Annotated in this window: 30 protein-coding genes and 1 riboswitch; of the genes, 6 read left to right on the top strand and 24 right to left on the bottom strand. The window is 66.7% G+C overall.

What is annotated here, in order from left to right; translation table 11 throughout:
* Nucleotides 1-89 precede the first annotated feature (89 nt).
* Nucleotides 90-1,445: an HlyD family type I secretion periplasmic adaptor subunit gene (locus VGN82_RS04105; protein WP_327525713.1), complete on the bottom strand. Its 1,356-nt coding sequence runs from the start codon at nt 1,443-1,445 to the stop codon at nt 90-92.
* A complete protein-coding gene (locus VGN82_RS04100; RefSeq protein WP_327525712.1) occupies nt 1,442-3,202 on the bottom strand; it encodes a type I secretion system permease/ATPase in 1,761 nt (586 codons plus the stop codon). The genes VGN82_RS04105 and VGN82_RS04100 overlap by 4 nt, the downstream gene beginning before the upstream one ends.
* Before the next feature lie 392 nt (nt 3,203-3,594).
* Between VGN82_RS04100 and VGN82_RS04095 the strand changes: the two genes are divergently transcribed.
* Both VGN82_RS04095 and VGN82_RS04090 read left to right on the top strand, forming a co-directional pair.
* Complete coding sequence (locus VGN82_RS04095; RefSeq protein WP_327525711.1) at nt 3,595-4,149, top strand: MarR family transcriptional regulator; 555 nt, start codon at nt 3,595-3,597, stop codon at nt 4,147-4,149.
* Nucleotides 4,098-5,312, top strand: coding sequence for a glycosyltransferase (locus VGN82_RS04090; protein ID WP_327525710.1), 1,215 nt, complete (start codon nt 4,098-4,100; stop codon nt 5,310-5,312). The genes VGN82_RS04095 and VGN82_RS04090 overlap by 52 nt, the downstream gene beginning before the upstream one ends.
* Before the next feature lie 11 nt (nt 5,313-5,323).
* Here the strand turns inward: VGN82_RS04090 and VGN82_RS04085 are convergent, their stop codons facing one another.
* From VGN82_RS04085 to pdxH, 17 genes are all read right to left on the bottom strand, one after another.
* Nucleotides 5,324-5,632 carry a hypothetical protein gene (locus tag VGN82_RS04085; RefSeq protein ID WP_327525709.1) on the bottom strand — a complete coding sequence of 103 codons (309 nt, stop codon included), beginning with the start codon at nt 5,630-5,632 and terminating at the stop codon, nt 5,324-5,326.
* 205 nt (nt 5,633-5,837) lie between these two features.
* A complete protein-coding gene (locus tag VGN82_RS04080) occupies nt 5,838-6,278 on the bottom strand; it encodes a YeeE/YedE family protein (protein ID WP_327525708.1) in 441 nt (146 codons plus the stop codon).
* Nucleotides 6,275-6,682, bottom strand: coding sequence for a YeeE/YedE family protein (locus VGN82_RS04075; protein ID WP_327525707.1), 408 nt, complete (start codon nt 6,680-6,682; stop codon nt 6,275-6,277). The genes VGN82_RS04080 and VGN82_RS04075 overlap by 4 nt, the downstream gene beginning before the upstream one ends.
* Nucleotides 6,679-6,987, bottom strand: coding sequence for a sulfite-sensing transcriptional repressor BigR (gene bigR, locus VGN82_RS04070; RefSeq protein WP_327525732.1), 309 nt, complete (start codon nt 6,985-6,987; stop codon nt 6,679-6,681). Before bigR ends, VGN82_RS04075 begins: the two co-directional genes overlap by 4 nt.
* A 29-nt stretch (nt 6,988-7,016) precedes the next feature.
* Nucleotides 7,017-8,312, bottom strand: a complete 1,296-nt coding sequence (gene blh / locus VGN82_RS04065) for a bifunctional sulfur transferase/dioxygenase Blh (protein WP_327525706.1) — start codon at nt 8,310-8,312, stop codon at nt 7,017-7,019.
* Nucleotides 8,313-8,409: 97 nt separating this feature from the next.
* Nucleotides 8,410-8,715, bottom strand: coding sequence for a hypothetical protein (locus VGN82_RS04060; RefSeq protein WP_327525705.1), 306 nt, complete (start codon nt 8,713-8,715; stop codon nt 8,410-8,412).
* 37 nt (nt 8,716-8,752) lie between these two features.
* Nucleotides 8,753-9,046, bottom strand: a complete 294-nt coding sequence (locus tag VGN82_RS04055; protein ID WP_327525704.1) for a GNAT family N-acetyltransferase — start codon at nt 9,044-9,046, stop codon at nt 8,753-8,755.
* 91 nt (nt 9,047-9,137) lie between these two features.
* Entirely contained in the window at nt 9,138-9,791 is a 654-nt protein-coding gene (locus VGN82_RS04050; protein ID WP_327525703.1) for a class I SAM-dependent methyltransferase, read from the bottom strand.
* Nucleotides 9,788-10,573, bottom strand: coding sequence for an ABC transporter ATP-binding protein (locus VGN82_RS04045; RefSeq protein WP_327525702.1), 786 nt, complete (start codon nt 10,571-10,573; stop codon nt 9,788-9,790). Before VGN82_RS04045 ends, VGN82_RS04050 begins: the two co-directional genes overlap by 4 nt.
* Nucleotides 10,570-11,607, bottom strand: coding sequence for a FecCD family ABC transporter permease (locus VGN82_RS04040; RefSeq protein WP_327525701.1), 1,038 nt, complete (start codon nt 11,605-11,607; stop codon nt 10,570-10,572). The genes VGN82_RS04045 and VGN82_RS04040 overlap by 4 nt, the downstream gene beginning before the upstream one ends.
* Nucleotides 11,608-11,662: 55 nt before the next feature.
* Nucleotides 11,663-12,685, bottom strand: coding sequence for an ABC transporter substrate-binding protein (locus tag VGN82_RS04035; RefSeq protein WP_414644197.1), 1,023 nt, complete (start codon nt 12,683-12,685; stop codon nt 11,663-11,665).
* A gap of 307 nt (nt 12,686-12,992) precedes the next feature.
* Nucleotides 12,993-13,202, bottom strand: a riboswitch (cobalamin riboswitch).
* Between the two features lie 53 nt (nt 13,203-13,255).
* Entirely contained in the window at nt 13,256-13,921 is a 666-nt protein-coding gene (locus tag VGN82_RS04030; RefSeq protein ID WP_327525699.1) for a hypothetical protein, read from the bottom strand.
* A 37-nt stretch (nt 13,922-13,958) separates the two neighbouring features.
* Entirely contained in the window at nt 13,959-14,228 is a 270-nt protein-coding gene (locus tag VGN82_RS04025; RefSeq protein WP_327525698.1) for a hypothetical protein, read from the bottom strand.
* A 215-nt stretch (nt 14,229-14,443) separates the two neighbouring features.
* A complete protein-coding gene (locus VGN82_RS04020; RefSeq protein WP_327525697.1) occupies nt 14,444-14,878 on the bottom strand; it encodes a TIGR02301 family protein in 435 nt (144 codons plus the stop codon).
* Complete coding sequence (locus VGN82_RS04015; protein ID WP_327525696.1) at nt 14,875-15,357, bottom strand: NUDIX hydrolase; 483 nt, start codon at nt 15,355-15,357, stop codon at nt 14,875-14,877. The genes VGN82_RS04020 and VGN82_RS04015 overlap by 4 nt, the downstream gene beginning before the upstream one ends.
* 16 nt (nt 15,358-15,373) lie before the next feature.
* Nucleotides 15,374-16,150, bottom strand: coding sequence for an SDR family NAD(P)-dependent oxidoreductase (locus VGN82_RS04010; protein ID WP_327525695.1), 777 nt, complete (start codon nt 16,148-16,150; stop codon nt 15,374-15,376).
* A 36-nt stretch (nt 16,151-16,186) separates the two neighbouring features.
* The gene (pdxH, locus tag VGN82_RS04005; protein ID WP_327525694.1) at nt 16,187-16,801 is read right to left on the bottom strand and encodes a pyridoxamine 5'-phosphate oxidase; all 615 of its coding nucleotides are present in this window, start codon (nt 16,799-16,801) and stop codon (nt 16,187-16,189) included.
* Between the two features lie 130 nt (nt 16,802-16,931).
* Between pdxH and VGN82_RS04000 the strand changes: the two genes are divergently transcribed.
* From VGN82_RS04000 to fabI, 3 genes are all read left to right on the top strand, one after another.
* Entirely contained in the window at nt 16,932-17,393 is a 462-nt protein-coding gene (locus VGN82_RS04000; protein WP_327525693.1) for an RT0821/Lpp0805 family surface protein, read from the top strand.
* 141 nt (nt 17,394-17,534) lie between these two features.
* Nucleotides 17,535-18,455 (top strand): DnaJ C-terminal domain-containing protein, encoded by a 921-nt coding sequence (locus VGN82_RS03995; RefSeq protein ID WP_327525692.1) that lies wholly within the window; start codon nt 17,535-17,537, stop codon nt 18,453-18,455.
* A 120-nt stretch (nt 18,456-18,575) separates the two neighbouring features.
* Nucleotides 18,576-19,418 carry an enoyl-ACP reductase FabI gene (gene fabI, locus VGN82_RS03990; RefSeq protein WP_327525691.1) on the top strand — a complete coding sequence of 281 codons (843 nt, stop codon included), beginning with the start codon at nt 18,576-18,578 and terminating at the stop codon, nt 19,416-19,418.
* Between the two features lie 21 nt (nt 19,419-19,439).
* Here fabI and folK read toward each other — a convergent pair whose 3' ends face one another.
* Genes folK through folP form a run of 3 tightly spaced genes read right to left on the bottom strand, consistent with a single transcriptional unit; the run spans nt 19,440 to nt 21,158 of the window.
* Entirely contained in the window at nt 19,440-19,952 is a 513-nt protein-coding gene (folK, locus tag VGN82_RS03985; protein ID WP_327525690.1) for a 2-amino-4-hydroxy-6-hydroxymethyldihydropteridine diphosphokinase, read from the bottom strand.
* Nucleotides 19,942-20,316, bottom strand: a complete 375-nt coding sequence (folB, locus tag VGN82_RS03980; protein ID WP_327525689.1) for a dihydroneopterin aldolase — start codon at nt 20,314-20,316, stop codon at nt 19,942-19,944. Before folB ends, folK begins: the two co-directional genes overlap by 11 nt.
* Entirely contained in the window at nt 20,313-21,158 is an 846-nt protein-coding gene (gene folP / locus VGN82_RS03975) for a dihydropteroate synthase (protein WP_327525688.1), read from the bottom strand. The genes folB and folP overlap by 4 nt, the downstream gene beginning before the upstream one ends.
* 153 nt (nt 21,159-21,311) lie before the next feature.
* Between folP and VGN82_RS03970 the strand changes: the two genes are divergently transcribed.
* Nucleotides 21,312-21,908, top strand: coding sequence for a histidine phosphatase family protein (locus VGN82_RS03970; protein WP_327525687.1), 597 nt, complete (start codon nt 21,312-21,314; stop codon nt 21,906-21,908).
* Between the two features lie 15 nt (nt 21,909-21,923).
* Here VGN82_RS03970 and ribB read toward each other — a convergent pair whose 3' ends face one another.
* Together ribB and aroC are read right to left on the bottom strand one after the other, a co-directional pair.
* Nucleotides 21,924-23,201 carry a 3,4-dihydroxy-2-butanone-4-phosphate synthase gene (gene ribB / locus VGN82_RS03965; protein WP_327525686.1) on the bottom strand — a complete coding sequence of 426 codons (1,278 nt, stop codon included), beginning with the start codon at nt 23,199-23,201 and terminating at the stop codon, nt 21,924-21,926.
* 82 nt (nt 23,202-23,283) lie between these two features.
* Nucleotides 23,284-24,402, bottom strand: coding sequence for a chorismate synthase (gene aroC, locus VGN82_RS03960; protein WP_327525685.1), 1,119 nt, complete (start codon nt 24,400-24,402; stop codon nt 23,284-23,286).
* Nucleotides 24,403-24,438: the final 36 nt, after the last annotated feature.

Here is a 24,438-nt window from a genome sequence, read left to right as displayed (position 1 = left end):
AAAATCGAAATACAATTGCCAGCACATTTCGCGCGAATGCTGCGCAAGCGAAATCAAAGCAATCTATCTCGTTGATTCAACGCCGAAAATCAGTCTTCCCGGAAAGCCCGGTTGAAGCTGTCGGTGAAGGGCGCGAGCAGATAGTCGATCGCTCGGCGCGAGCCGTTGACGATCAGCACCTCCGCGGTCATGCCGGCGTGGAGCACGATCTTATTCTCGCGCAGGCTCTCGGGACTGATCTCCGCGCGCACGACGAAATAGGCCGCATTGGTCTTCTCGTCGATGAGCTGGTCGGGGGCGACATAGCTCACCTTCGCCAGCAGCGGGGGAAGCAGGCGCGAATTGAACGCCGTGAGCCGGATGCGCGTTTCGGCACCGACCCGGATGACGTCGATGTCGCGGGGGTCGACCTTGGCCTCGACGACCAGCGGCTCCTGCTCCGGCACGATGTCGAGGATGGGCTCGCCGGCCGCGATCGCGCTGCCGGCCGTACGCATCCGGATATTCGCGACGATGCCCTCCTGCGGCGACAGCAGGACGAGCCGTCGCAGCACGTCCTCGGCCTGCACGATGCGCTCGTTCACCTCGGAAAGCATGAGCTGGCTGTCCTGGATCTCGCGGGCCACCTCGTTCTGGCGCTCAAGGCCGATCGAGAGAATCTCGAGGTTGGCACCAGCCACCTGCTGCTCGGCCTTGGCCTTTCGCGCGGCATTCTCTCCTGCGCGGCCGACGAGTTCGCTCTGCCGCGTCTGGAGTTCCACAAGCTGCGAACGCTTGGCGTAGCGCTTTTCATAGAGATCCGCCATCACGCGGGTCTCCTCGTCGATCAGCGTGCGCTGGTAGCGCGTCGCATCGATCTGCGCCTGAAGCGCTTCTGCCTCCGCCTGATGCTGCTCGATGACGCGCTGCTGGATGCGGATCTTGCCGTCATAGACCTGCGCGCGCGCCTTGAAGAGCGCCCGCTCGGCGCGCACGACCTCGCGCGCGATCGGCGTCTGGCCTCGCTCGATATCGTCGGGAAAGTCAATCTCTGTCGCCTCGGCCTGTTCGGCCCTGAGCCGTGCGAGCTTCGCCTCGAGCCCGACGCGCTTGCCCTGGAGTTGCTGCAGCTCGGCCCCGGCGCGCGCGTCCTCGAGCCGCAGCAACGGCTCGTCCTTGGCGACACGCTCGCCTTCCGTCTTGAGCAGCATCTTCAGCACGCCGCCCTCGAGATGGCTCACCGTCTTGCGCTTGCTGTCGACCGCAACCACACCGCTCGCCACCGCGGCATTGTCGAGCTTCGCCGACACCGCCCATGCGCCGAAGCCGCCGAAACCGACGCCGACCGCCGCCACGCCGGCCAGCACCAGATTCCGCAGCGACGGCCGGCGCTCCTCCTGCTCGTCAGGAAGCGCCGACAAGGCCACCGCACGGTCCGGCAGCTTGACCAGAGCCTGCCCGGTCATGCCGACACCTCGCGGATTGTCGCGACAGCCGCCGGGGCCGAGGGCTTGTTGGCGGGGTCCATCTCGACGAGACCACTGGGCGTGATCATCCCGGCGATGGCGGAGCGCGGCCCGAATTGCTGGACCCGGCCCTCGCGGAGCACGAGGATCTTGTCGACCACCTGCATCACGGACGGGCGATGGGCGATCAGCACCACGATCGCGCCGGCCTCGCGCGCGGCGTTGATGGCACGGATCAGACTCTGCTCACCCTCGGCGTCTAGGTTGGCATTGGGCTCGTCGAGCACGATGAGCCGGGGCATGCCATAGAGCGCGCGCGCAAGCCCGATGCGCTGGCGCTGGCCGCCGGACAGCTTGAAATCGCCGTCGTTGACATGGGTGTCGTAGCCCAGCGGCAGCCGTCCGATGAGCTCGTGGACGCCTGCAATCCGGGCCGCTTCCAGGATGGCGTGCGGATCGGGCTTGCGCAGGCGCGCAATGTTCTCCGCGATCGTGCCGTTGAGCAGCGAGACCGACTGCGGCAGATAGCCGACCATCGCGCCAAAGGAACCGCGCTCCCACAGATAGACGTTGTGACCGTCAAGATAGATGCCGCCGACATTCGGCTTCAGCACGCCGACCATGAGCCGCGCCAAGGTCGACTTGCCGGCCCCGGATGGACCGACGACGCCGAGCACTTCGCCGGGCTGAAGCGTGAAGGACACGCTCTTGATCACGGTCTGCTCAGAACCTGACGGTGCAAAGACGACGCGATCGATGACCAGATCGCCCTGTGTCGGCGGCGTCGGCACGGTCTGGCGCTGCGAGGTCCGCGACTGCAGCAGCTCCTTGACCCGGTTCCAGGCGGTCGCCGCCAACACCCATTGGCGCCAGTCGGCAATCATCGAGTCGAACGGCGCGAGCAGACGGCCGAGGAGGATGCTCGCCGCCATCAGCGTGCCCGCCGTGACCTCGTTTCGAATGATCAGCACGGCGCCTGTGGCATAGACCGCAAGCTGCATCATCATGCGCAGGGAGCGAGTCAGCGCCGCGATGAACTTGGCGCGCTGGGTGCCGCTGTCGAGATGCTCGATCATCGCAAGCTGCTGGCCGCGCCAGCGGGCGGCCAGCGCCGGCAGCATGCCCATCGCCTCGATCGTCTCGGCGTGGCGGAGGCTCGCGCCGACCTCGTTGATGCTGGCGACGCCCTCGGCATTGGCTTCCTTCAGCACGCGCCGGGTCAGCACGTCGGAAAGTACGCCGAGCACGAGCAGGATCACCAGCGAGACGAGGCCGACGAGGCCGTAGACGGGATGGAGGGCGAAGAGCACGGCCAGGAAGATCGGAGACCAGGCCGCTTCGAGCGGCGTCGCGACGGCGGAACTCGCGATGAAGTAGCGAATGTCGTTGAGGTCGCGGATGGCCTGGGTCGCCTGACCGGAGCCCTGCTCGAGCGAGGCACTGACCGCTGCCTGCAATGCCGGCAGATTGAGCTGACGCGCAAAAATACTCGCCATAGCCTGAAAGGTCAGCGAGCGGACGAACTCGACCACGCCATAGAGGAGAAGCCCTCCGACAGCGATGACAAGCAGCATCGTCAGCGTGTCATAGCTGCGGCTGACGACCACACGGTCCTGCACCTGCATCATGAAGAGCGGCACGATCAGAAGCAGCAGATTGACGAACAGGCTGAGGAAGCCCGCATAGGCCAGGCCTCCCACGAACGAGCGCTGCAGGCCTCGGATGAGTATATCCGGCGCCGGTGACTTCGCCTTCATTCAGATCTCCGGATCGAAAGCCCGCAATTGGGCAAAGAGCCGCCGCGAAGCAGAACCTGACGCCAGCCAATAGGAAGGTTGACACGTCAGAGATGGCAAGACAATGACAGATAATCACCTGATAAATCCGGGTTAATATCGACAATTAAGGCGAAAAATCGAAACAATTTGAAAATCGAAACAGTTCGCCCGGATGTATCTGTCGACAAAGTCTACAAATCTCGCGATCAGAGGTGGCATGTGCTTTGCGTGTAGGCTAATCCTCGGAAGTGGGATTCGTTCGGGTCGGGGTTACCCATTTTGACAGCAAGGCGGAGTAGGAAATGCAGTCCAAGCCGCACAGCAGCGAGCAAGTCCCGGACAGAATGCAGAACGGCCATCATCACAGAACAATGGAACCTCAGCGGGACGCGGATGCTGCCTCCTCGCGCACCGGGGTCTCCCCGCTCGACCTCGCGCGTGTCATCGAGCGCGTCAGCCGGCGCTTCCTCGACCATATGCGGCTGGAGCTGACCAAGCTCGGCGTCGATGACATCTCGCCTTCGCAGGTCATGGTGCTGCTCACCATCGGCCAGGGCGAGATCGCGGTCCGCGATCTGCTCGACCGGGGCCACTATGTCGGATCGAACGCGTCCTACAACCTGAAGCAGCTGGTCGAGAGCGGCTATCTCGAGCGCGGAGCCTCGCCGCGCGACCGGCGGCTGGCGCGCATATCCCTGTCGCTCAAGGGCCAGATGCTCTGCGAAAGGCTGCGTCTGCTCGACGATTCAAGTCCGTTCTCCCAGAACCTCGACTTCAATGCCGAGGCCGATCTGCAGACGACCTACGACACGCTGCGCAAGCTCGAACAGTGGTGGAGCGATTCCTTGCGTTTTGGAGGCGTCCTGCTCGCATCATGCATGTCCTATTCGTACATCGCTCCGGATCTGGTCAGTTCGCTCATCTGATCGCGCGCCTCGTTTCCGGGGGCGCGGAGGTGACGCTGGTGACGGAGCATGCGGCGCCCGAGCAGGCGGGCGTCAGGCAGCTGACCTATGCGGTCGGCCCAGCGACCACGACGCATGTCGCGCTCGCGGCGACGGACTATCACATGCGCACCGGCGAGGCCGTAGCCGGTCTGCTGGGCCAGCTCGCCCGCACCGACCCGCCCGATGTGGTCATTGGCCATATCGGCTGGGGCGGAATGCTGTTTGCGCGCGATGCGCTGCCGGACGTGCCTCTGCTGGGCTACTGCGAATATTACTACAACAGCGCGGGCTCCGATCTCGATTTCGATCCCGCGGTTACGATCTCAGACGCCGAACGCCAGCGCATCCGCATGCGCAACGCCGCGCAATTGCTGACGCTGGAGGCGCTCGACGCCGCCTATGCCCCGACGCGGTGGCAGCAGTACCAGTATCCCGCGCATCTGCGCCCGCGCATCGCGGTCTGCCATGACGGCATCGACGCGCACGCCTGCCGTCCCGATCCGAATGCTGTTCTGCAGCTCCCCGACGGGCGCGTCTTGCGGCATGGCGATCCGGTCGTCACCTTTGCCGCCCGCGATCTCGATCCCTATCGTGGCTATCCCGAGTTCATGCGGGCAGTCGCGCGGGTCGCCGCGCGCCATCCGGACGCCATGTTCGTGACCGTCGGTGGCGACGGGCCGGGCTATGGCCGGGCACGCGAGGATGGGCGTCGCTGGCGCGAGGTGATGCTCGCCGAAACCGGTCTGACGGATCGCGTGGTGCACATTCCCTGGCTCGCCCCCGACCAGCTGGTGCGGCTGTTCCAGGTCTCAGCCGCCCATGTCTACCTGACCGTGCCCTTCGTTCTATCCTGGTCGCTGCTGGAGGCGATGGCCTGCGGCAGCCTCATCATCGGCTCCGATACGCAACCGGTCCGGGAGGTGATCACCGACGGGGTCAACGGCCTGCTCGCCCCCTTCCACGACACGGCCGCGCTGGCGCAGCGGATCGAGGAGGCGCTGCATAGAGGCTCCATGCTGGGCGAGTTGCGTCGGGCCGCACGCGCGACCATCCTGTCCGGCTATGAGCGCGAACGCTGCATCGACCGCCAGCTCGGCTGGATTGCAGGACTGAGCCGGCAGCGGGAAGCCGTGCCGGCCTGATCGTCGCCGCGCTACTGCAGCGTCGTGTAACCAGCCTTCCTGAAGGTCATCGCTTCGGTGATCAAGCGGCCCGCACGCACCGGGCGGACGCCGGCCTCTTCCCAGCCATCGGCCGCCATCAGACGCGAGACCATGCTGTGCAGGCGCTGGATGTGATCCTCGCGATCGTCGTCCAGCCAGCTGCCCCACCACTCCTCGATCAGCCCGATCAATGGCTCCAGCGGCGGAGCCCCGCTTTCGGCGGCGTATTGCAGCGCCGCGTGGCCAGCGGGTGATGAGATGATTTCCCAAATCTGGAGAGGCTCCGTCCCCCTCAACATCGAACCTAATCCCTGTTCGTTTATCCGCATTCTGCGGTGAGTTGTTTGCCACATTACGCGCCATCCGGCTAAGCGGATGCGCGAAAGTGCTGAACAATATCTGGATGCAATTGCGTACCTAGACACAGTCCCGTGAGCCCATCGGCCGGCCGCACGCCCGCCGGCGGCCCTGGTCTGAACGCACAATCCGAGACAGAATTGGCCGTCAGCGCGGCCTGCGCGCGATCCCGACATCGTGCAGCAACATGCCGGCGACCATCGCTGCGGCGAAGGCTAAGACCGACGACAGCCCCAGCGTCAGCGCCGACACCGCCGGCCCCGGGCAGAAGCCCGCCAGCCCCCAGCCGATGCCGAACAGGGCCGAGCCAGCCAGGAGGCGCCGGTCGATCGCAGCTCTCTCCGGCAGGTGAAACCGCTCGTCCAGCACCGGCCGCGCGAGCCGGCGTTGCAGCAGGACGCCGGGCACAGCCGCCACCAGCGCTCCGCCGAGCACGAACATCAGGCTCGGATCCCAGTGGCCGCTGGCGAGATCGAGGAAACCGACGACGCGGGCGGGATCAACCATGCCCGAAAGCGACAGACCGAAGCCGAACAGCGCGCCGGCCAGCATCGCGACGGCCAGCCGCGCAAGGACCTGCGCACTCATCGGACCAACCCCACAGCCGTGGCCGTGACGATACCGGTCGCCAGGAACGTCGCTGTCGCCGCCATCGAGCGTGGCGAGAGCCGCGCCAGCCCGAGAATGCCGTGGCCGGAGGTGCAGCCCGAGCCCATGCGCGTGCCGATGCCGACCAGCAGGCCGGCCAAAACGACCACCGGCCAGGACGCGGCGACGGTCACGTCCGGGAGCAGCCCGAAAACGAAAGCGTGCAGCAGCGGCCCGAGCATGAGTCCAGCAAGGAAGGCACCATTCGCCAGAACCTGCCGGCCGCCGAGCAGGCCCCCGACGATGCCGCTGATGCCGGCGATGCGGCCGTTGACGAGAAGCAGCAGCACGGCGGAGGCGCCGATCAGCATGCCCCCGAGGAGGGCTGGCCAATAGGCAGTCATGGCTGCTCCTCGTCGGCGCAGAAGATTGTGTAGAGCGCCTCGATCAGCCGCGCGGCCTTGGCTTCGCTCAAGCGGTAGAAGATCTGCTTGGCCTCACGTCTCGTCTCGACGACGCCGGCATCGCGCAGCACGCCGAGTTGCTGCGACAGCGTCGGCTGGCGGATGCCGAGCTTCTCTTCGAGCTCGCCGACGGCATACTCCCCTTCCGCCAGCGTGCAGGCGAGCATCAGGCGCGCGGGATGCGCCAGTGTCTTCAGCAGCGATGCCGCCTCGCTCGCGCGCGCCTCCATATCAGCCGGCGCCATCCCGGCGCGCGGCGTTATGTCGATCGCCGTCACCAGACCGCCCCGGTCAGCGCGTCGAGCGGGAACTTGAGGTAGCGCCGCCCGTTCGCTTCCGGCTCGGGCAGGCGGCCGCCGCGGATATTCACCTGCAGCGCATGCAGGATCAGCTTCGGCATCGGCAACGTCCGGTCGCGCGCCTCGCGCAGCCTGACATATGCGGCCTCGTCCATGCCGACGACGTGCGGATTGGCGCGCTTCTGCTCGGCGACGGTGCTCTCCCATTTCGCGTTTCGACCGTTCGGCCGGTAGTCATGCCCGGTGAAGAGGCGCGTCTCGTCGGGCAAGGCGAGGATCGCCTGGATCGAGGCCCACAGGGCCTTGGCGCTGCCCCCCGGAAAATCGGCCCGCGCCGTGCCCGCATCCGGCGTGAACAGCGTGTCGTGGATGAAAGCCGCATCGCCGATGACATAGCTGACCGAAGCCAGCGTGTGGCCAGGCGAGAACATCACCTGCCCTTCGAGCGAACCGACCTTGAAACTGTCGCCCTCATTGAAGAGCCGGTCCCATTGCGAGCCGTCCGTCGCGAGTTCCGGCCAGTTGTAGATCGCCTTCCAGAGCTTCTGCACCTCGGTGACATGCGCGCCGATCGCCTTCGGCGCCCCCGTCTTGCTGCTGAGGTAATCCGCCGCCGAGAGATGGTCGGCATGGGGATGAGTATCGAGGACCCAGTCGACGCCCAGCCCCTCGCGCGCGACATGGGCGAGGATCGCATCGGCGCTGGCCGTACCGATCGAACCCGACTTCTCGTCGAAGTCCAGCACCGGATCGATGATGGCGCAGCGTCGCGTCGCGGGATCGCTGACGACGTACTGGACGCTGCCGCTGCCGGGCTCGTAGAACGCCTCGACATGGGCGCGCCTTTGCGCCTCTCGCTCCAGCCAGCGGGCCGCCCCCGCCAGATCGAAGCCATGGCTCCGGCCGAAGGCCTCGACCTCGCCGCGCTGCATGCGCCCATCGAGAACCTCGCCGAGAACATGCAGTGTCAAGGCGCGCGTGCCGCCCTTGCAATGAGCAAGGACCGGTCCGCCTGCATCCCGCATTGCCTGCTGGAAGGCGCGGATGTCGGCAGTCGTGATGGTCGCCCCGGTCACCGGCACGAAGCGGTAGGCGAGCCCGGCGCGTTCGGCCGCTGCCTTCTCGGCAGCGTTGCCCGGCTGGTCCTGATCCTCGCCGTCGGGCCGCAGATTGACCACGGCGACAAAGCCATCGTCCGCCAAGCCGGCGAAGGCCCGCAACGGGGGCTGTCCGGCAACCGTCAGTGCTTCGCTGATTTTCGCGTCGGTCATCGATCCGCCCCTTCAATCTATCATTATACATATCATAATAATGTATATCGTCAAATCGAGCCAAGCAGCACCCGGGCCATGCGCCCGGGGCAGGATCCTAGCGCTTCCGCCGCCAGCCTTCGACCCGGTCGATGATCCAGTGGGTGAAGCGTGCCATCGGCCGTTGCAGGAACGGCACATCGGCCGCGAGCAGCATCAGCCCGAGCGGCAGCATCCAGACGCCGAGGATCGGCAGGAACGAAAAGATCCCTCCGAAGATCAGCGCGATCCCGGCCGGCAGCCGCGCCCAGCGCGAGGATGGATGACGCAGCCAGCGCAGGCTGGAAGCGAGACGATGCGGCAGGTCCCGCTCGAGCCGCCTGAAGGCGGCGCGCAATTCCTGCTCTCCTGTGGATCGGGCCATCGACGGTTCAGGACTGTGTGATGGGAGACGTCACGGCTCAACGTGCCAGGACATCGGCGAATTCCGGATGCCGGCGCGCCCAGGCGGCGACGAAGGAACAGGCCGGCACGATCCGGCGGCCGGTCGCCCGCGCATTCTCGAAGATGCCGAGCGCCAGCAGCGAGCCCAGCCCGCGGCCGTTGAACGCAGGTGGCACCTCCGTATGCGTTACGATCAGCCGGTCGCCGTCGCGACGGAAATTCGCAAACGCCATTCCACCGGGAAAAGCCATCTCGAAACGGCTTCCCGCGACATTCTCGACCACAGGCTGGGCCTCGACCAGATCCATCATTCGTCCCCTTCCGAGCCTGAACGGCACGAACCGGCGCTTGTTCCCGGCAGCATCAGATGGGGACGGAACCGGCTCCAACCAAGCTCGGGGCCTACGGCCGGCGCGCCGTCACCACGAACATCGGTACGTCGCCTGGATAGGGCGGAGCCGCGAACAGGTGCTGCCAGGAGAGCGCCTTGCCGAAGCCGGCATCCGTGAGCATCTGCCGCATCAGCACCTCGGTCAGCCCGTCATGCAGCGGCAGCCTGGCCGCGAGCGTGGGGTCATAGGTCGAGCGGTATTGCGGGGCGACCGACCAGAGCCCATCCGACACCACGACCAATCCGCCCGGGCGCAGGATTCGATGCGCCTGCAGCAGCGCATCCATTGGCCGCTCCAGCGTCCACAGCACATTGCGCAACGTCACGATGTCGGCCGAAGCCGGCTCGATCGCCGCTTCGTCGATCACCGTCGCCTCGAAGGTGATATCGAGGTTCATCGCCTGCGCCGCGGCCCGTGCGACCGCGAGCATGCCGTCCGACCCGTCATAGCCCCTGACGCGGTGGCCGAGCGAGGCCGCGATGAGGGCACACGCGCCCGTGCCGGTCCCGAGATCGACGACATCCTGCGGCCCTTCCGCCTCGAAGGCGGCCGCCAGCACCTCACGCCAGGTCTCGCGCTGTGCGACATGGGAGGCAACGCCGTCGAATTGCGGTGCGCGAGCGCTCCAATAGGCCGTGACGGCGTCCTGCGTCGCTTCGCTCATCGTGCAATGCCCTCATCGGATGGATCGATCAGATATTCGATATGGCGGCGCCCCGAAGCCCCCGCGCGGATGCTGACCGCAACGCCGAACACCCGGGAGATCAGGTCCTCAGTCAGCACCTCCGAAGGCGTGCCCGAAGCCACCACCCTGCCCTCATGCATCACCGCGATCTCATCGCAGAACAGCGATGCGAGATTGAGGTCGTGCAAGGCGAGGATGCAGGTCACGCCGAGGCGTCGCAGCAACGCCAGGATCGAAAGCTGGTGCTGGATGTCGAGATGGTTGGTCGGCTCGTCGAGGATGAGTTCGCGCGGCTCCTGCGCCAATGCGCGGGCAATATGGACGCGCTGGCGCTCGCCGCCGGACAGCGTGTGCCAGAGCTGGTCATGCCGCTCGCTCATATCGACGCGCTCGAGCGCCGCCTCCACGGCCGCCTCGTCCGCATCGGTCCAGGAGGCGAGCGCGCCGCGATGCGGCGTCCGCCCCAGCTTGACCACGTCGCAGACCGAGAGCTGCACCTCGGTCGAGGCCTGCTGCTCGACGAAGGCGAGGCGTCTGGCAAGGTCACGCCGCGCCATCGTCGCGAGATCACGATCATCGAGCGTGACGACGCCACTCTCGACCTTGCGCAGCCGGCAGAGCAGCCGCAGCAGGCTCGACTTGCCCGAGCCATTGGGGCCGATCAGCCCGAGAATGCGTCCGGGCTCGGCGCGCAGCGTCACGCCGTCGACGATCATCTTTCGCGCCGCGCTCCAGCGAATGTCATGCGCCGCGAGCGTCATGTCGCGCGCCTCGCGCGATAAAGGATGAGCGCGAAGGCCGGCGCTCCGAACAGCGCCGTCACCACCCCGATCGGCAGGATCTGCTGCGGGACCAGGATGCGCGAGAGGATGTCGGCGAGGATCATGAAGATCGCGCCGATCACCAGGCAGGTCGGCAGGAGCCGCGCATGCGCCGGCCCGACCAGAAACCGTGCCGCATGCGGAATGACCAGCCCGACAAAGCCGACCGTGCCGACGATTGAGACCATCGTCGCCGTCATCACCGCCGTCGTCGCGAACAGCACGATTTTGACCCGCGCCACGGCAACGCCGAGCGAAGCCGCCGCATCCGCCCCGAAGGCGAAGGCGTCGAGCACCTTGGCGTGCAGCATGCAGATTCCGAAGCAGATCAGCGCCACCGGCGTCGCGACCCAGACATCCGGCCAGCGCACGCCGCCGAAATTGCCGAGCAGCCAGAACATCACGCCGCGCGCCTGCTCGGCATTCGCGAGCGTGGTGACGATCGTCGCCGTCGCCGCATTGAAGAGCTGCGAACCGGCGACGCCGGCCAGGATCACACGATCGCTCGAACCGCCGGCGCCTGTGGCCAGCAATGCGACGACAGCAAGCGCCGCGATCGCGCCCAGGAAGGCTCCACCGGACAGTGTCAGGACGGTGCCTCCGAAGCCGAGAATCATCACGGCCACGGCCCCGGTTGAGGCGCCGGCCGAGATGCCCAGGATGTAGGGCTCGGCCAGCGGGTTGCGCAGCAGCGCCTGCAAGATCGCGCCCGACAAGGCCAGCGTCCCGCCGCACAGCGCCGCGAGCAGCGCCCGGCTCAGGCGGTAATCGAAGATCACCCCCTGCTGGATCGCGCTGACGGGATAGCCGAGATTGAACACACCGTTGCCGAGCGCCTGGAAGGCGGTCGACAGCGGGATCTTCATCTCGCCGATGGTCACGGCAAGCGCGATCGCGGTCACCAGCGCCAGCAGCGCAGCGAGCGCGATCGCGATACGCGCCGGCCAGTTGGGAGCTATCGGCGCGTGGCTCACGAGATTCGGCTCACAGGGTTTCGCTCCGGTTGCGCCTGCTGCGCTTCGGTTCCCCTCACTTGGCCAGCCCGAAGCTCTCGATGCCCTTGGCGAGCGCCTCGATGCCGTCGACCGTGTCGAGCCCGGCGCGCGTCGCACCGACATCCATCACGACGATGCGGTTGTTTCGGACGGCGTCGAGCTTGCTCGCGACCGCGTCGGTCTTGAGGAAGTTCAGCTTCAGGTCGATGTCGTCGGCCGGGAAGCGGCGCCTGTCCATCTTAACGACGACGATGACGGCGGGATTGGCCGCAGCGACACTCTCCCAACCGACCAGCGGCCATTCCTCATTCGTGGTGATGATGTTGCGGGCGCCGAGCTTGGCGAGGATATAGGCCGGAACGCCGTTCTTGCCGGCAAGGAAGGCGTCGCCCTTGACGTCCTTGCTCGAGAACCAGACCGTCACTGGAATATCCTTCGCGCCATTGCCCGCAACCGCCGCAACCGCCTTCGCCTCGCGCGCCTTCAGTTCCGCGATCAGGGTGTCGGCCTTGTCAGCGACATCGAAGATCTGGCCGAATTCGCGGATGTTGCGATAGACCAGCTCCATCGTGAACATCTGCGTGCGGACGCCGTCACCGGCGCCGGAGTTGTCCTTGCCGACGCAATCGGACGGCGAGACATAGGCCGGTACCTTCAGCTTGGCGAACTGGTCGCGCTTCCCGACGATGCCGTTAGGCCCGACATGCCACTCGAACATCGCGGTGACGAGGTCCGGCTCCTGCGCGACGACGGCCTCGAAACTCGGATCATTGTCGGCCAGCCGCTTCACACCGGCATTCGCGGCCTCGAAGCGCTTCGCCACCGGGCTGAACCAGACGGCCGTTCCGACAAGCCGATCACCGAGACCGAGCGCGTAGAGAATCTCGGTCTGCGTCTGGCCGATCGCGACGACGCGCTTCGGGGCCTTGTCGAAGGTGACCTGATGGCCGCAATTCTCGATCGTCAGCGGGTAGCGTGTCGCCTCCGCCTTGGCCGAAACGACGCCCCCGGCGAGGAACGGCAGGGCAAGAGCAACAGCGCACATGGATTGGCGCAGGCCGCGGGCAGATCGGGTCATGGGGAGGTCCGGCTGGAAATGCTGATGGGAAGGCGAGGCGATGGGGGCCCCGCTGGCCTCATCGTCTATATGACATGTAATAACATTACAATATTGTCTGTCGCCGGCGCGCGGCATCGCACGCCCGGAATCCAGGCTTCGGTGGTAACCCCATGAAAAAGCTGTCTGCATCATCGCTAACCCCGTGACGATTGAGGGGGCATGCGATGGGCGCGCGCGAGGAGCTTGCGGGTCTGGACGGCCCGGCCCGTTCGCGCACGACCGATCAGGACACCCCGCCCGAAGGACCGTTCAGTCGATCAGGGCAGGTCTCCTGGCTCGCGGGTCGGGGCCTGCTCCGCCCGGCCTTCCCAGCGCTGGTTGCGCCAGTGGACGATGGACGGAAAGCTCGCCGCTTACAGTTGCGGGGGCAGCCTCGGCTTTGGCGTGAAGCCTCACCGAATTCCCTCTTAGCCCCGGCCGGAACGACCGGGGAACCGTGATCGAGATTCACGATAGAGGCGCAAGCGTCGCCGTCAAGCTCAGAGCAAATCGCCAGGGCCGGTTCCGCTACTCCCAGACGAAGCCCATCTCGTAGATGACGGGGGCCACCGCCCTCATCTTCGGATCGTCGGACGAGAACTCGCGGTCGCCTGACACCGCATCCTGCGCCGCGCCGGGCGCGTCCTTGGCGGCCTCGAAGCGCACGAGGATGCGGCAACCGCCGGGCGGCTTGGCGAGCGCGCCGCCACGCCAGTCGCTGACCGTGCCGGAATAGTCCCAATCGAAGCCCGCGAGCTCAAAGGGTTTGCCGTTGACGGCCTCGACCTGTGTCAGCGGTTGGCCCAGGCTGAGCGTCCCAGCCTGGGCACGGGCGGCGATCCGCCAATGATAGCCTTTCGACAGGGCGGTCGCGTCGATCGCCCGGCCGAAGGTGACCATGCGCGGGCGCATGCGCTTGGCGCGGTCGTTCCAGAGGACTTCGATTCGGCGCGTCCGATCCGAGGCGAACAGCACGCTGCCGACCTCCGTCTCGCCCTCGCCGATCGAAAGCTTCCTGATCGAGATATTGCGAGCGCCGAATGCCTTCGACAACGAGGCGTGGCTCGCCTGCCGCGAGATGGGCCCATCGCAAGTCAGGACGGGGCCGATCTCCTGCGCCTGCGCAACCGTGGCTGCGAGCAGCGCGACCGAGAAGAATGGAACGAAACCGATCGTCGGCCGAAGGCGCTGCATCGTCGCGCGCCTCGCTAGCCCTGCCGTGGTGGCGGGCTCAGTGCCGCGTCCCGCTGCTGAAGGCGCCCGTACGCAGCTTGTCCGGCAGCGCCTCGGCGAAGACGGCCGTGGCCTCCTCGCCATAAGTGTCGACCAGCGTGCGGAAAGCGGCGAAGAGCGCGGCATGGGCCAGCGCATCGCTGTCCAGCCCATCCTGCTGCGCTTCCGTGAAGGCATCCTCGACATAGCCATAGGCGACGCGCCGAGCGTCGTGGCTGTCCTCGGCGAGAGGCGTATCGAGCGGCAGATCGTCGGAAATGATGGACATGAAGGCGAAGACTCTGCGGCTTGTTCGAAGGGGCGTTCTATCGCGCTATTTCGTTTCGCGTGGTGCGAATCGCGCCAGTTTCGGCCCGCTTCGCAACGCTCGACTTCATTTGGAACATAGGCCGTGCCAGCGCGGGACGCTACTACGCCGTTTAGGAAAGGTTAACGCGACTCCGAAATTCCGGTGCAAAACGACCGTTCGCCCCGCCCTGTCACCTATCCGCCATAGCGGCCCGCCAGTGAGCGGGCGAGGCGCTCGCCCTCGGCTGCCAAACGCGTCGAGGCTTCCTGCGTGCCCGGCGTGCAGGAGCGATGCGTCAGAGCATAGGCACGAAAGCCGCGGTTATAGGCGCTGGTCAAGCGCTCGCGGCGCAGCGGCGTGCGTCCCTCCGCCTCGATCAGCGCGGTCATGCGGTCGCGCCATTCCTGCGCCTCCTTGCCGGCACAGAGCGTGCGCAGATAGGCCAGCGAGCCCATGATCTCGGCGAGCTTCAGCAATTGCGGTTCATAGGGCGGTGGCGGTGGCTCGGGTGCAGGCGCAGGCGCTGGTTCTGCCGGCTTTGTAGCGGCCGGCGGGCGCTGCTGAGACAGGACCTCCTCCGTCGGAAGGCCCACGAGCAGCACGAGCAGCCACAGCGCCGCCCGCTTCATGCGCCTTCTCCGGCCCCGATCAGGATACCGCGCGCACGGCGAAGCACATCGGCCAGTTCACGCGTCGTCGCAAGGCCACCGAGCCTGAGCGGATCGACCCACATCACAGCACCCGCTTCCGGCCCGGTCTGCGGTTCGCCCGCGAGCCATTCTCCGACGAAGGAGGCGACGACGAAATGATGCGTGAGGTCGCCGGCCGCATCGCGCCCGAAGATTTCGACATGGCGGTTGAAGCCGACGATCCGCGCGGTCACGCCGACCTCCTCCTCGAGTTCGCGCAGCGCCGCCTGCTCCAGCGTCTCGCCGGCCTCGACCTTCCCGCCGGGCAGGGACCAGAGCTGGTCGGCAGGCGGCTTGGTCCGCGTCGCGAGCAACACCTTGCCGTCCCGGAAGACCGCGACGGAAGCCGCGAGCACCGGTCGGGCGGGTGCCTTGCCCGCCGCGGGGAAGCGGATGACCTGCCCGCCCTCGCCGCTCATTGCGCGCGGTCCCGGCTCATACGTGCTGGCCACCGTTGATGTGCAGTTCGGAACCCGTGACGTAGCTCGAGGCGTCCGTGCACAGGAAGTAGATCGCCTTGGCGACTTCATCGGTCTTGCCGAGGCGGCCCATCGGCAGGTTCGCGACGATCTTCTCGGTACCCGGCGACAGGATCGCGGTATCGATCTCGCCCGGCGAGATAGAGTTCACCCGGATGCCGAGCGGTCCGAAATCCGACGCCATCTCGCGCGTCAGGCTGGCGAGCGCCGCCTTCGAGGTCGCATAGGCCGCACCGGCGAAGGGATGCACGCGGGAGCCCGCGATCGAGGTGACGTTGACGATCGTGCCCTTGGCCGCGGTCAGTTCGTCGAGCAGACCGCGCGCCAGCATGATCGGCGCGAAGAAGTTGACCTGGAAGACCTTGTGCCAGTCGTTGAAGGAGGTCGTCGCGGCACCGAGGCGGGCACCCTTGGGTCCCTTCGGCGAGATGCCGGCATTGTTGACCAGCGCATTGAGCTTGCCGCCCTCGGCTGCGAGCCTGCGCTTGATCTCGGCGATACCGCGCATCGTGTCCTCGGGGTCGCCGAGATCGATCTGGACATGATCGTCGGCGCCCGACGGCCAGGGGCATTTCTCCGAGAAGGCCTGTCGCGAGCAGGACAGGATCCGCCAGCCAGCCATCGCGAACTGCATGACCGTGGCATGGCCGATGCCGCGGCTCGCCCCCGTCAGCAGCATCACCGGGCGCTTGCCCGGCTCGGTCTTGGGAAAATCGAATTTCGGCATCGCCATCTGGCCAGATTTCCTCTTAGTGTCCCTGGAGTGTTCTCAAGGATAAAGGCGCGCGCGCGTCCAGGGCTCGCCGGCGGCGCCGCGGCGGAAGACGACGCGGTCATGCAGCCGGAAGGCACCGTCCTTCCAGAATTCGAGATAGACCGGCGTGATGCGAAAGCCGGTCCAGTGCGGCGGCCGCGGGATCGTGCCAAGTCCGAACTTCGCAGCCTGGACGGCCACGGCCTTCTCGAGCGCGAAGCGGCTTTCCAGCGGGCGCGACTGCTGCGACGCCCAGGCGCCGATCCGGCTGTCGCGCGGGCGCGATTGGAAATAGGCGTCCGCCATCTCGTCGCTGACGATCGAGACAGGACCACGGATGCGGATCTGGCGGCGCAGGCTCTTCCAGTGGAAAAGGGCCGCGGCCTTGGGCTGGCCGAGAAGCTCCTCGCCCTTCTGGCTCTGCGTGTTCGTGTAGAAGACGAAATCCTCGCCGTCGCGCCCATTCAGCAGGACCATACGGCTATTGGGCATTCCCTCGGCATCGACCGTCGACAGCGCCATGGCATGCGGGTCGTTGGGCTCGCTCTTCTTGGCCTCCTCGAACCACTCCTGAAACAGTGCGAAAGGGTCCTGCTCCTGCGTGAAGTCACCGCTCGTTAACCGTTCCACGTGTCTAATCCTCGGTGAATTTGAAGGTGTTGCGTTTGGGCGAGCGCGAGCGGTGATATTGGTCAGGCCGGGACGACTATATAGGGCAGCGGCGAGGCGGTTCCAAAGCCTTCCGCGGCGCGCTTCGGCCATGCGCCGGCTGGCTGCCGCAGGCGCGGCATGCCTTGCTCTGGCCAGCGCTGGCTGTTCGGTCTCGTTCCCGATCCTGGGCCTGTCCAGCAAGGCCGAGGACGACGTCGCCACGACCTCTTCGGTGCTGCCGGCACGCGGCACGAGCAAGCCTGGTCCCCTCGCCTCGCTCGCCTCGGAGCTCGGGCCCGAGGATATCCGCCGCGCCGACGGAGCGATGGCGGTCGCGCTCGACCCGCAGGGCAACGGCGCGGCGGTCTCCTGGGACAACCCGCAGACTGGCGTGAAGGGCTCCTTCATCCCCGTCGGCGGCCCCTTCCTGCGCTCGGACGAGATTTGCCGCGCCTTCATCGCCAGCGTGCAGACCCAGACGAAGCCGGCCAAACTCCAGGGCACGGCCTGCCGGCCTTCGGGCGGCGAGTGGATGGTCAAGGACATGGAGCCCTGGAAGGGCGCGACCTGAGCGCGAGCGGCACCGGCTCATATCATCACCGCCGGCTGTTGCGTTCAGGCCACACCATTCCCAGATAAGGCTCCAGAGTTCAAGGTTGGCCCCGACGCGCGTCCCGGCCGGCCCGTCAGTATTTCCAATTGGGGTTCATGAATGCGCGACCCGTATCAGATTTTGGGTGTCGCCCGCACCGCGAGCGAGGCGGATATCAAGAAGGCCTATCGCCGCCGCGCCAAGGATCTGCATCCCGACCGCAACCGGGACGATCCGAAGGCGCAGGACCGCTTCTCCGAATTGAACGGCGCCTATGAGATCATCGGCGACGAGACCAAGCGCAAGCAGTTCGATGCCGGCCAGATCGATGCCGAGGGCAAGCCCAAGTTCCAGGGCTTCGAGGGCATGGGCGCAGGTCGCGGCGGGCGCGCCGGCGGCTTCGAGTTCAATTTCGGCCAGGGTGGCGGCCATCCCTTCGGCGGCGGGGGCGGCGGCGGCAGCGCGGGTTTCGATCCGTCCGACATCTTCGGCTCGCTGTTCGGTGATGCGGCCAGGCGCGCCGGCAAGGCGCGGGCCGAGGCCCAAAAGCCTCCGGAGCAGAGCTTCACGCTCGAGGTGACGCTGGCCCAGGCGGTCTCCGGCGCGACGCGTCGCGTGCGCCTGCCGGGCGGGCGCGAGGTCGAGGTGACGATCCCCGAGGGCGTCGCCGACGGCAAGGTGATGCGCCTGCGCGGTCTGGGCCAGACCGACCCGTTCTCCGGCCAGGCCGGCGACGTGCTGATGACGATCAAGGTCAAGCCGGATTCGCGCTTCACGGTCGAGGGCAACGACCTGCGCACGCGCGTCGCGGTCCCGCTTGCCAGGGCGGTCCTCGGCGGGCCGCTGCATGTGCCGACCCTGACCGGCGCGGTCGAGATGAAGATCCCGCCGCTGACAGGCACGACGAAATCCTTCCGCCTGCGCGGAAAGGGCTTGAAGGGCGAAAACGGTGCGGTTGGCGATCTCTTCGTCGCGATCGACATCGAGATGCCCCAGAGCGACGCCGAATTGACGGCTTTGATGAAGGCCCGGGCCGAATAGGCGTTAGGGTCGGGCGGGCGCTGGCCGCGGATGGCTGTGCGGCTGCGCCAAATCCGGTTTCCAGTTTCGGCGCCATGCTCTAAGAGACCCCCTCGACTTTATCCAGTTCGCGGGTCCCAGATGCCTGATTCCAATGCCGTCGCCCGGCCGACCGCCAACCTCCTCAAGGGCAAGCGCGGCCTCGTCATGGGCGTCGCCAACAACCGTTCGATCGCCTGGGGCATAGCCAAGGCTGCAGCCGACGCCGGCGCCGAACTCGCCTTCACCTATCAGGGCGATGCGCTGAAGAAGCGTGTCGAGCCGCTGGCGAAGGAGCTCGGCGGCCATGTCGTCGGCCATTGCGACGTCACCGACGGCGCCTCGATCGACGCCGTCTTCGCCGAGGTCGAGAAGCTCTGGGGCAAGCTCGACTTCGTCGTCCATTGCATTGCCTTCTCCGACAAGGACGAGCTGACCGGGCGCTATGTCGAGACCAGCGAGGCGAACTTCACCAAGTCGCTGCTGATCTCCTGCTACTCCTTCACCGCCGTCACCCAGCGCGCCGAGAAGCTGATGACCGATGGCGGCTCCATGCTGACGCTGACCTATTACGGCGCCGAGAAGTGGATGCCGCACTACAACGTCATGGGCGTCGCCAAGGCGGCGCTCGAGTCGAGCGTGCAGTATCTCGCAGCCGATCTCGGCCCCTCGAAGATTCGCGTCAACGCGATCTCGGCCGGCCCGATCAAGACGCTCGCCGCCTCCGGTATCGGCGACTTCCGCTACATCCTGCGCTGGAACGAGTACAACTCGCCGCTGCGCCGCACGGTGACGATCGAGGAGGTCGGCGAGACCGCCGTGTTCCTGGTCTCCGACATGTCGCGCGGCATCACCGGCGAAATCCTGCATGTCGACGCCGGCTACCATGTCGTCGGCATGAAGGTTCCGACCGCGCCCGACATCTCGCTCGACAAGGGCGAGTGACGGGCACGACGCCTGGGGTACTCAGCCCAGCATCTCGCGCAGACGCCGCGTCTGCGCCTCGTCCAGTGCGACGTCGTCCGTTTCGAGCGCTGCCATAAGCGACGCGACGCTATGCCCGTCGATGACCAGCTCCGGCGCGATTTCGGCGAGGGGCACCAGCACGAAGGCGCGCTTTGCGATGCGCGGGTGCGGTAACTGCAGCCTCGGCCTGTCGGTCACCAGGTCGCCGAAGGTCAGAATGTCGATGTCTAGGGTGCGGGGCCCCCAGCGCTCGCCCCGCTCCCGCCCGCTCGCGAGCTCCAGCTCGACGCAGAGATTGAGCAGTTCGACCTCGTCGAGATCCGTCGACAGCAGTGCCGCCATGTTGAGGAAATCGGGCTGATCGAGGAGGCCCCAGGGCTTGGTCCGATAGACCGACGACGAACTGCGAAGCGTGACGGCCGGGTGGTCGGTGAGGGCCCGCAGCGTCTTGGCGAAGGCCTCCAGCGGGTCGCCCAGATTACCGCCCAGGCCGAGCGCGACCTCAGTACTCACGGCGGTAGCTCAAGGTGATGCCGACACTGGCGAGCGTCGCATGGATCGGCGGAGCGGGCTTGCGCAGTGTGACCTCGACACGGGTCACCGGCGGAAAACCGTCGAGAACCGCCAGGGCCACCGCCCGCGCCGCGGCCTCGAGCAGGTTGAAGCGGCGGGTGGTGAAGACCTCCGTGACGACGCCGACGACCTTGCCATAGTTCACGGTATCGGCGAGCGCATCGCTGATCGCCGAGGCCCGCAGGTCCGTCTCCAGGGTCAGGTCGAGCACGAAGCGCTGGCCCAGCCGCTCTTCCTCCGAGAAGAAGCCGTGATAGGCGTAGATGTCGAGCTTCTCGATCAGGATGATGCCGGTTTCGCTCACGGGCGAGGCTCCAAGGACTGTGAGATGGCGGCCCAGACCTTGAACGCCTGTGCATGCTCGGCGACGTCATGGACGCGGATGATGTTGGCGCCCTGCGTCGCACCGTAGAGATGGGCGGCGACGCTGCCGGCGACGCGCTCGGCCGGCACGCTCTGCCCCGTGATGACGCCGATCACCGATTTGCGCGAGGCGCCGAGCAGGATCGGGCATCCGAGTTCCTTGAGCTTGGCCAGCTCGCGGATCAGCAGGAGCGATTGCTCGGGGGTCTTGCCGAACAGGCCGATGCCCGGATCGACGACGATCTGCTCGCGCGGCAGGCCGGCCGCCAGCGCGATGGCGATCGAGCGCTCGAGAAAGCACATCACGTCCGAGAGGATGTCGAGCGCCGGATCGATGGTCTCGCGGTTGTGCATCAGGATGATCGGCGCACCATGCCTGGCCGCGACGCCGGCGATGGCCGGGTCGCGCTGCGCACCCCAGACGTCGTTGACGATCGAGGCGCCGGCATTCAGCGCCGCTTCCGCGACCTCGGACTTCCAGGTGTCGATCGAGAGCGGTGCATCGATCCGTCCGCGCAGTCCCTCGATCACCGGCAGGACGCGCCCAAGCTCGGTCACGGCATCGACGGCGCCATGTCCCGGCCGGGTCGATTCGCCGCCGACATCGATGATTTCGGCCCCATCGTCGACGAGCCTCAAGCCATGCGCGATCGCGCCGGCCGCGTCGCGCAGCTTGCCGCCGTCGGAAAAGGAATCGGGCGTGATGTTGACGATCCCCATCAGCAGGGGCGTTGCGTCGAGGGCGAGCCTGCGACCATCGGGCAAGGTGAGTGCCGGCGGCATCGGGAACCATCCGAAAGGGCGGAGTGCCGCCTATAGACCGCCGCACTGCAACAGGCCAATGGAAACGCGCGGGCGCCGCCATGGCCACGACGCATGCCCCCGATCCGGCCTAACGCTTTGACGCCGCGCCGGCCAGCGTGCAGAAGCCCCGCCATGCTACCGCTTACGCTCCCGCACCGGCTCATCCTCATTCGCCATGGCGAGACCGACTGGAATCGCGAGGGCCGCCTGCAGGGCGGGCAGGACATCCCCCTCAACGATCTCGGCCGCGAGCAGGCGGCCGAGGCGGCCGAGCGTCTGCGCAAGCTGGTCCCGGGTTTCGCCGCGCTCGATTTCATCGGCTCGCCCATGTGTCGGGCCCGCGAGACCATGGACATCCTGCGCGCCACGCTGGAGCTGGCGCCCGGCGCCTACCGGACCGACGACCGCCTGAAGGAACTCACCTTCGGGTCCTGGGAGGGCTTTACCTGGCGCGACATCCGCAAGGCCGAGCGCGAGCAGGCACAGCTGCGCGAACGCGACAAATGGAGCTTCGTGCCTCCGGGCGGCGAGAGCTACGCAATGCTGGCCGAGCGCGTCCGACCGGCCCTCGAGGAGCTGCCGCGCGAGACCGTGGTCGTCAGCCATGGCGGCGTCGCCCGCGCGATCCTGGCCCTCGTCGGAGCAGTGCCGCCGCAGAAGGCGTCGCTGGTCGAGATCTGGCAGGGCAAAATCCTGACCGTCACCGGCAACCGCGCCGACTGGGTCTGAAGCGACGCAGCCCGCTCATTCGAGCGGCTGCGTGTCCGCGATCTCGATGCCGAATCCGCCCAGCCCCACGAAGGACCGTGGCGACGAGGCGAGGTTGACGATCGACGCCACGCCGAGATCGCGCAGGATCTGGGCACCGAGCCCGACTTCGCGCCATTGCTGGTTGCGCAGCGCATCCGAGCCGTCGTCGACACCCTTGATCGGCACGCCGGCCGAGCCGTCGCGCAGATAGACCAGGACGCCCCGCCCATCCGCCTGGAAGCGCTTCAGCGCGCATTGGATCGACGGCGCGCCGCCCAGTACGTCCTCGACGACGTTGGCCCGGTGCAGCCGCGCCGGAATCTTCTCGCCGTCACCGAGCTTGCCCATCACGAAGGCGAAGTGCTGCGTATCCTCGAAGGGCGTGACATAGACATGGCCCGTCATCTCGCCATAGGCGGTCTTGACCGGGAAGGAATGCACGCGCTCGACCAGCTTCTCGCGCGACTGCCGATAGGCGATCAGGTCGGCCACCGTGATCTGCTTCAGCCCGTGCTTCTGGGCGAAGGCAGTGATCTGCGCGCCCTTCATCACGGTGCCGTCGTCATTGGCAAGTTCGCAAATGACACCCACCGGCGGCAGCTCGGCCAGCTTGCAGAGATCGACCGCGGCCTCGGTATGGCCGGAGCGCATCAGCACGCCGCCATCCTTGGCGATCAGCGGGAAGACATGGCCGGGGCGGACGAAGTCGCCGGCCCCCATGTTGCCATTGGCGAGCGCGCGCACCGTGTTGCAGCGCTGTTCGGCCGAGATGCCGGTGGTCAGCCCGTGCTTGACGTCGACCGTGATCGTAAAGGCGGTGCCCAGTGGCGCATCGTTCGAGGACACCATCGGGTCGAGCCGCAGCCGCCGCGCTTCGGCCGATGTCAGCGGGGCGCAGACAATGCCGCAGGTGTTGCGGATGATGAAGGCCATCTTCTCCGGCGTGCAGAGCGAGGCAGCGACGATGAGATCGCCCTCGTTCTCGCGGTCGTCGTCATCGGTGACGATGACGATTTCGCCGCGGGCGAAGGCCTCGATGGTGGCGGTGACATTGTTCGACATGGCTGCCTCGCGCGGCCCGACAAGGCCGAGGAAATCATTGGGTGTGACGGAGCCGCCGGTGGCGGCCGCGATGCGCTCGGCGCTTTCGCGCGAGATCCAGGCGCCTTGATCATTGCACAGCGCTGTCACGCTGGCCGGCGACAGGCCGACCTGCTTGGCGAAGGCGCTGCGTGCGATCTTATTCTGCGAGAGCCAGACGTCGAGCTTCATGCGCGCAACCTAATACGACGAGCCTTCAGCCGCAATGAATCGAATGGGCATTTTCAGTACTGCTGAAATGTAAGGATCGCAGTCAGTCGCGAAACGGCCACCGCGGCTCGATCACTCCCACCTGCGCGCGGTGGCGCAGATACTGGTCGGCGAGCACGCAGGCGACCATCGCCTCGCCCACCGGCACGGCGCGGATACCGACGCAGGGGTCGTGACGGCCCTTGGTGAACATCTCCGTCTCCCCGCCGCTGCGCGTCACGGTCGCGCGCGTCGCCAGAATGGACGAGGTCGGCTTCACGGCGAAGCGCGCCACGATCGGCTGCCCCGTCGAGATGCCGCCGAGGATGCCACCGGCGTGGTTCGACAGGAACAGCGGCTTGCCATCATTGCCGGCGCGCATCTCGTCGGCATTCTCCTCGCCGGACAGTTCCGCCGCCCCAAAGCCGTCCCCGATCTCGACGCCCTTCACGGCATTGATGCTCATGAGGGCGGAGGCGATCTCGGAATCGAGCTTGGCATAGATCGGCGCGCCAAGCCCCGCCGGAACGCCTTCCGCGACGATTTCGAGCACGGCCCCGATCGACGAACCGGATTTGCGCACCCCGTCGAGATAGCCTTCGAAAAATTGAGCCGCCTTGGCGTCGGGGCAGAAGAACGGGTTGTTGCCGACCTCGTTCCAGTCCCAGTTGTTCCGGTCGATCTTGTGCGGCCCCATCTGCACCAGCGCGCCGCGCACGATCATGCCCGGCACGACCTTGCGGGCGATGGCTCCGGCAGCGACCCGCATTGCTGTCTCGCGTGCCGAGGAGCGCCCGCCGCCGCGATAATCGCGGATGCCGTACTTCACGTCATAGGTGAAATCGGCATGGCCGGGCCGGTACTTGTCCTTGATGTCCGAATAGTCCTTCGAGCGCTGGTCGACATTGTCGATCATCAGCCCGATCGAGGTGCCCGTGGTGACCTGCACGCCGTCGCCCTCACGGGCGAACACGCCCGACACGATGCGGACCTGGTCCGGCTCCTGGCGCTGCGTGGTGAAGCGCGACTGACCCGGCCGCCGGCGGTCGAGATCGCCCTGGATGTCGGCCTCCGTCAGCGGCAGCAGCGGCGGGCAGCCATCGACGACGCAGCCGATGGCCGGGCCGTGGCTTTCGCCGAAGGTCGTGACGCGGTAGAGATGGCCGAAGCTGTTGTGGGACATGGGCTGAGCCTGACGAGTTTCTGCGTCAGGCTCTTA

This window comes from Allobosea sp. (assembly GCF_035999205.1).
Taxonomy (GTDB): domain Bacteria; phylum Pseudomonadota; class Alphaproteobacteria; order Rhizobiales; family Beijerinckiaceae; genus Allobosea.
The sequence above is the reverse complement of the archived record's forward strand: the minus strand, read 5'-3'. Positions and strand labels throughout refer to the sequence as shown.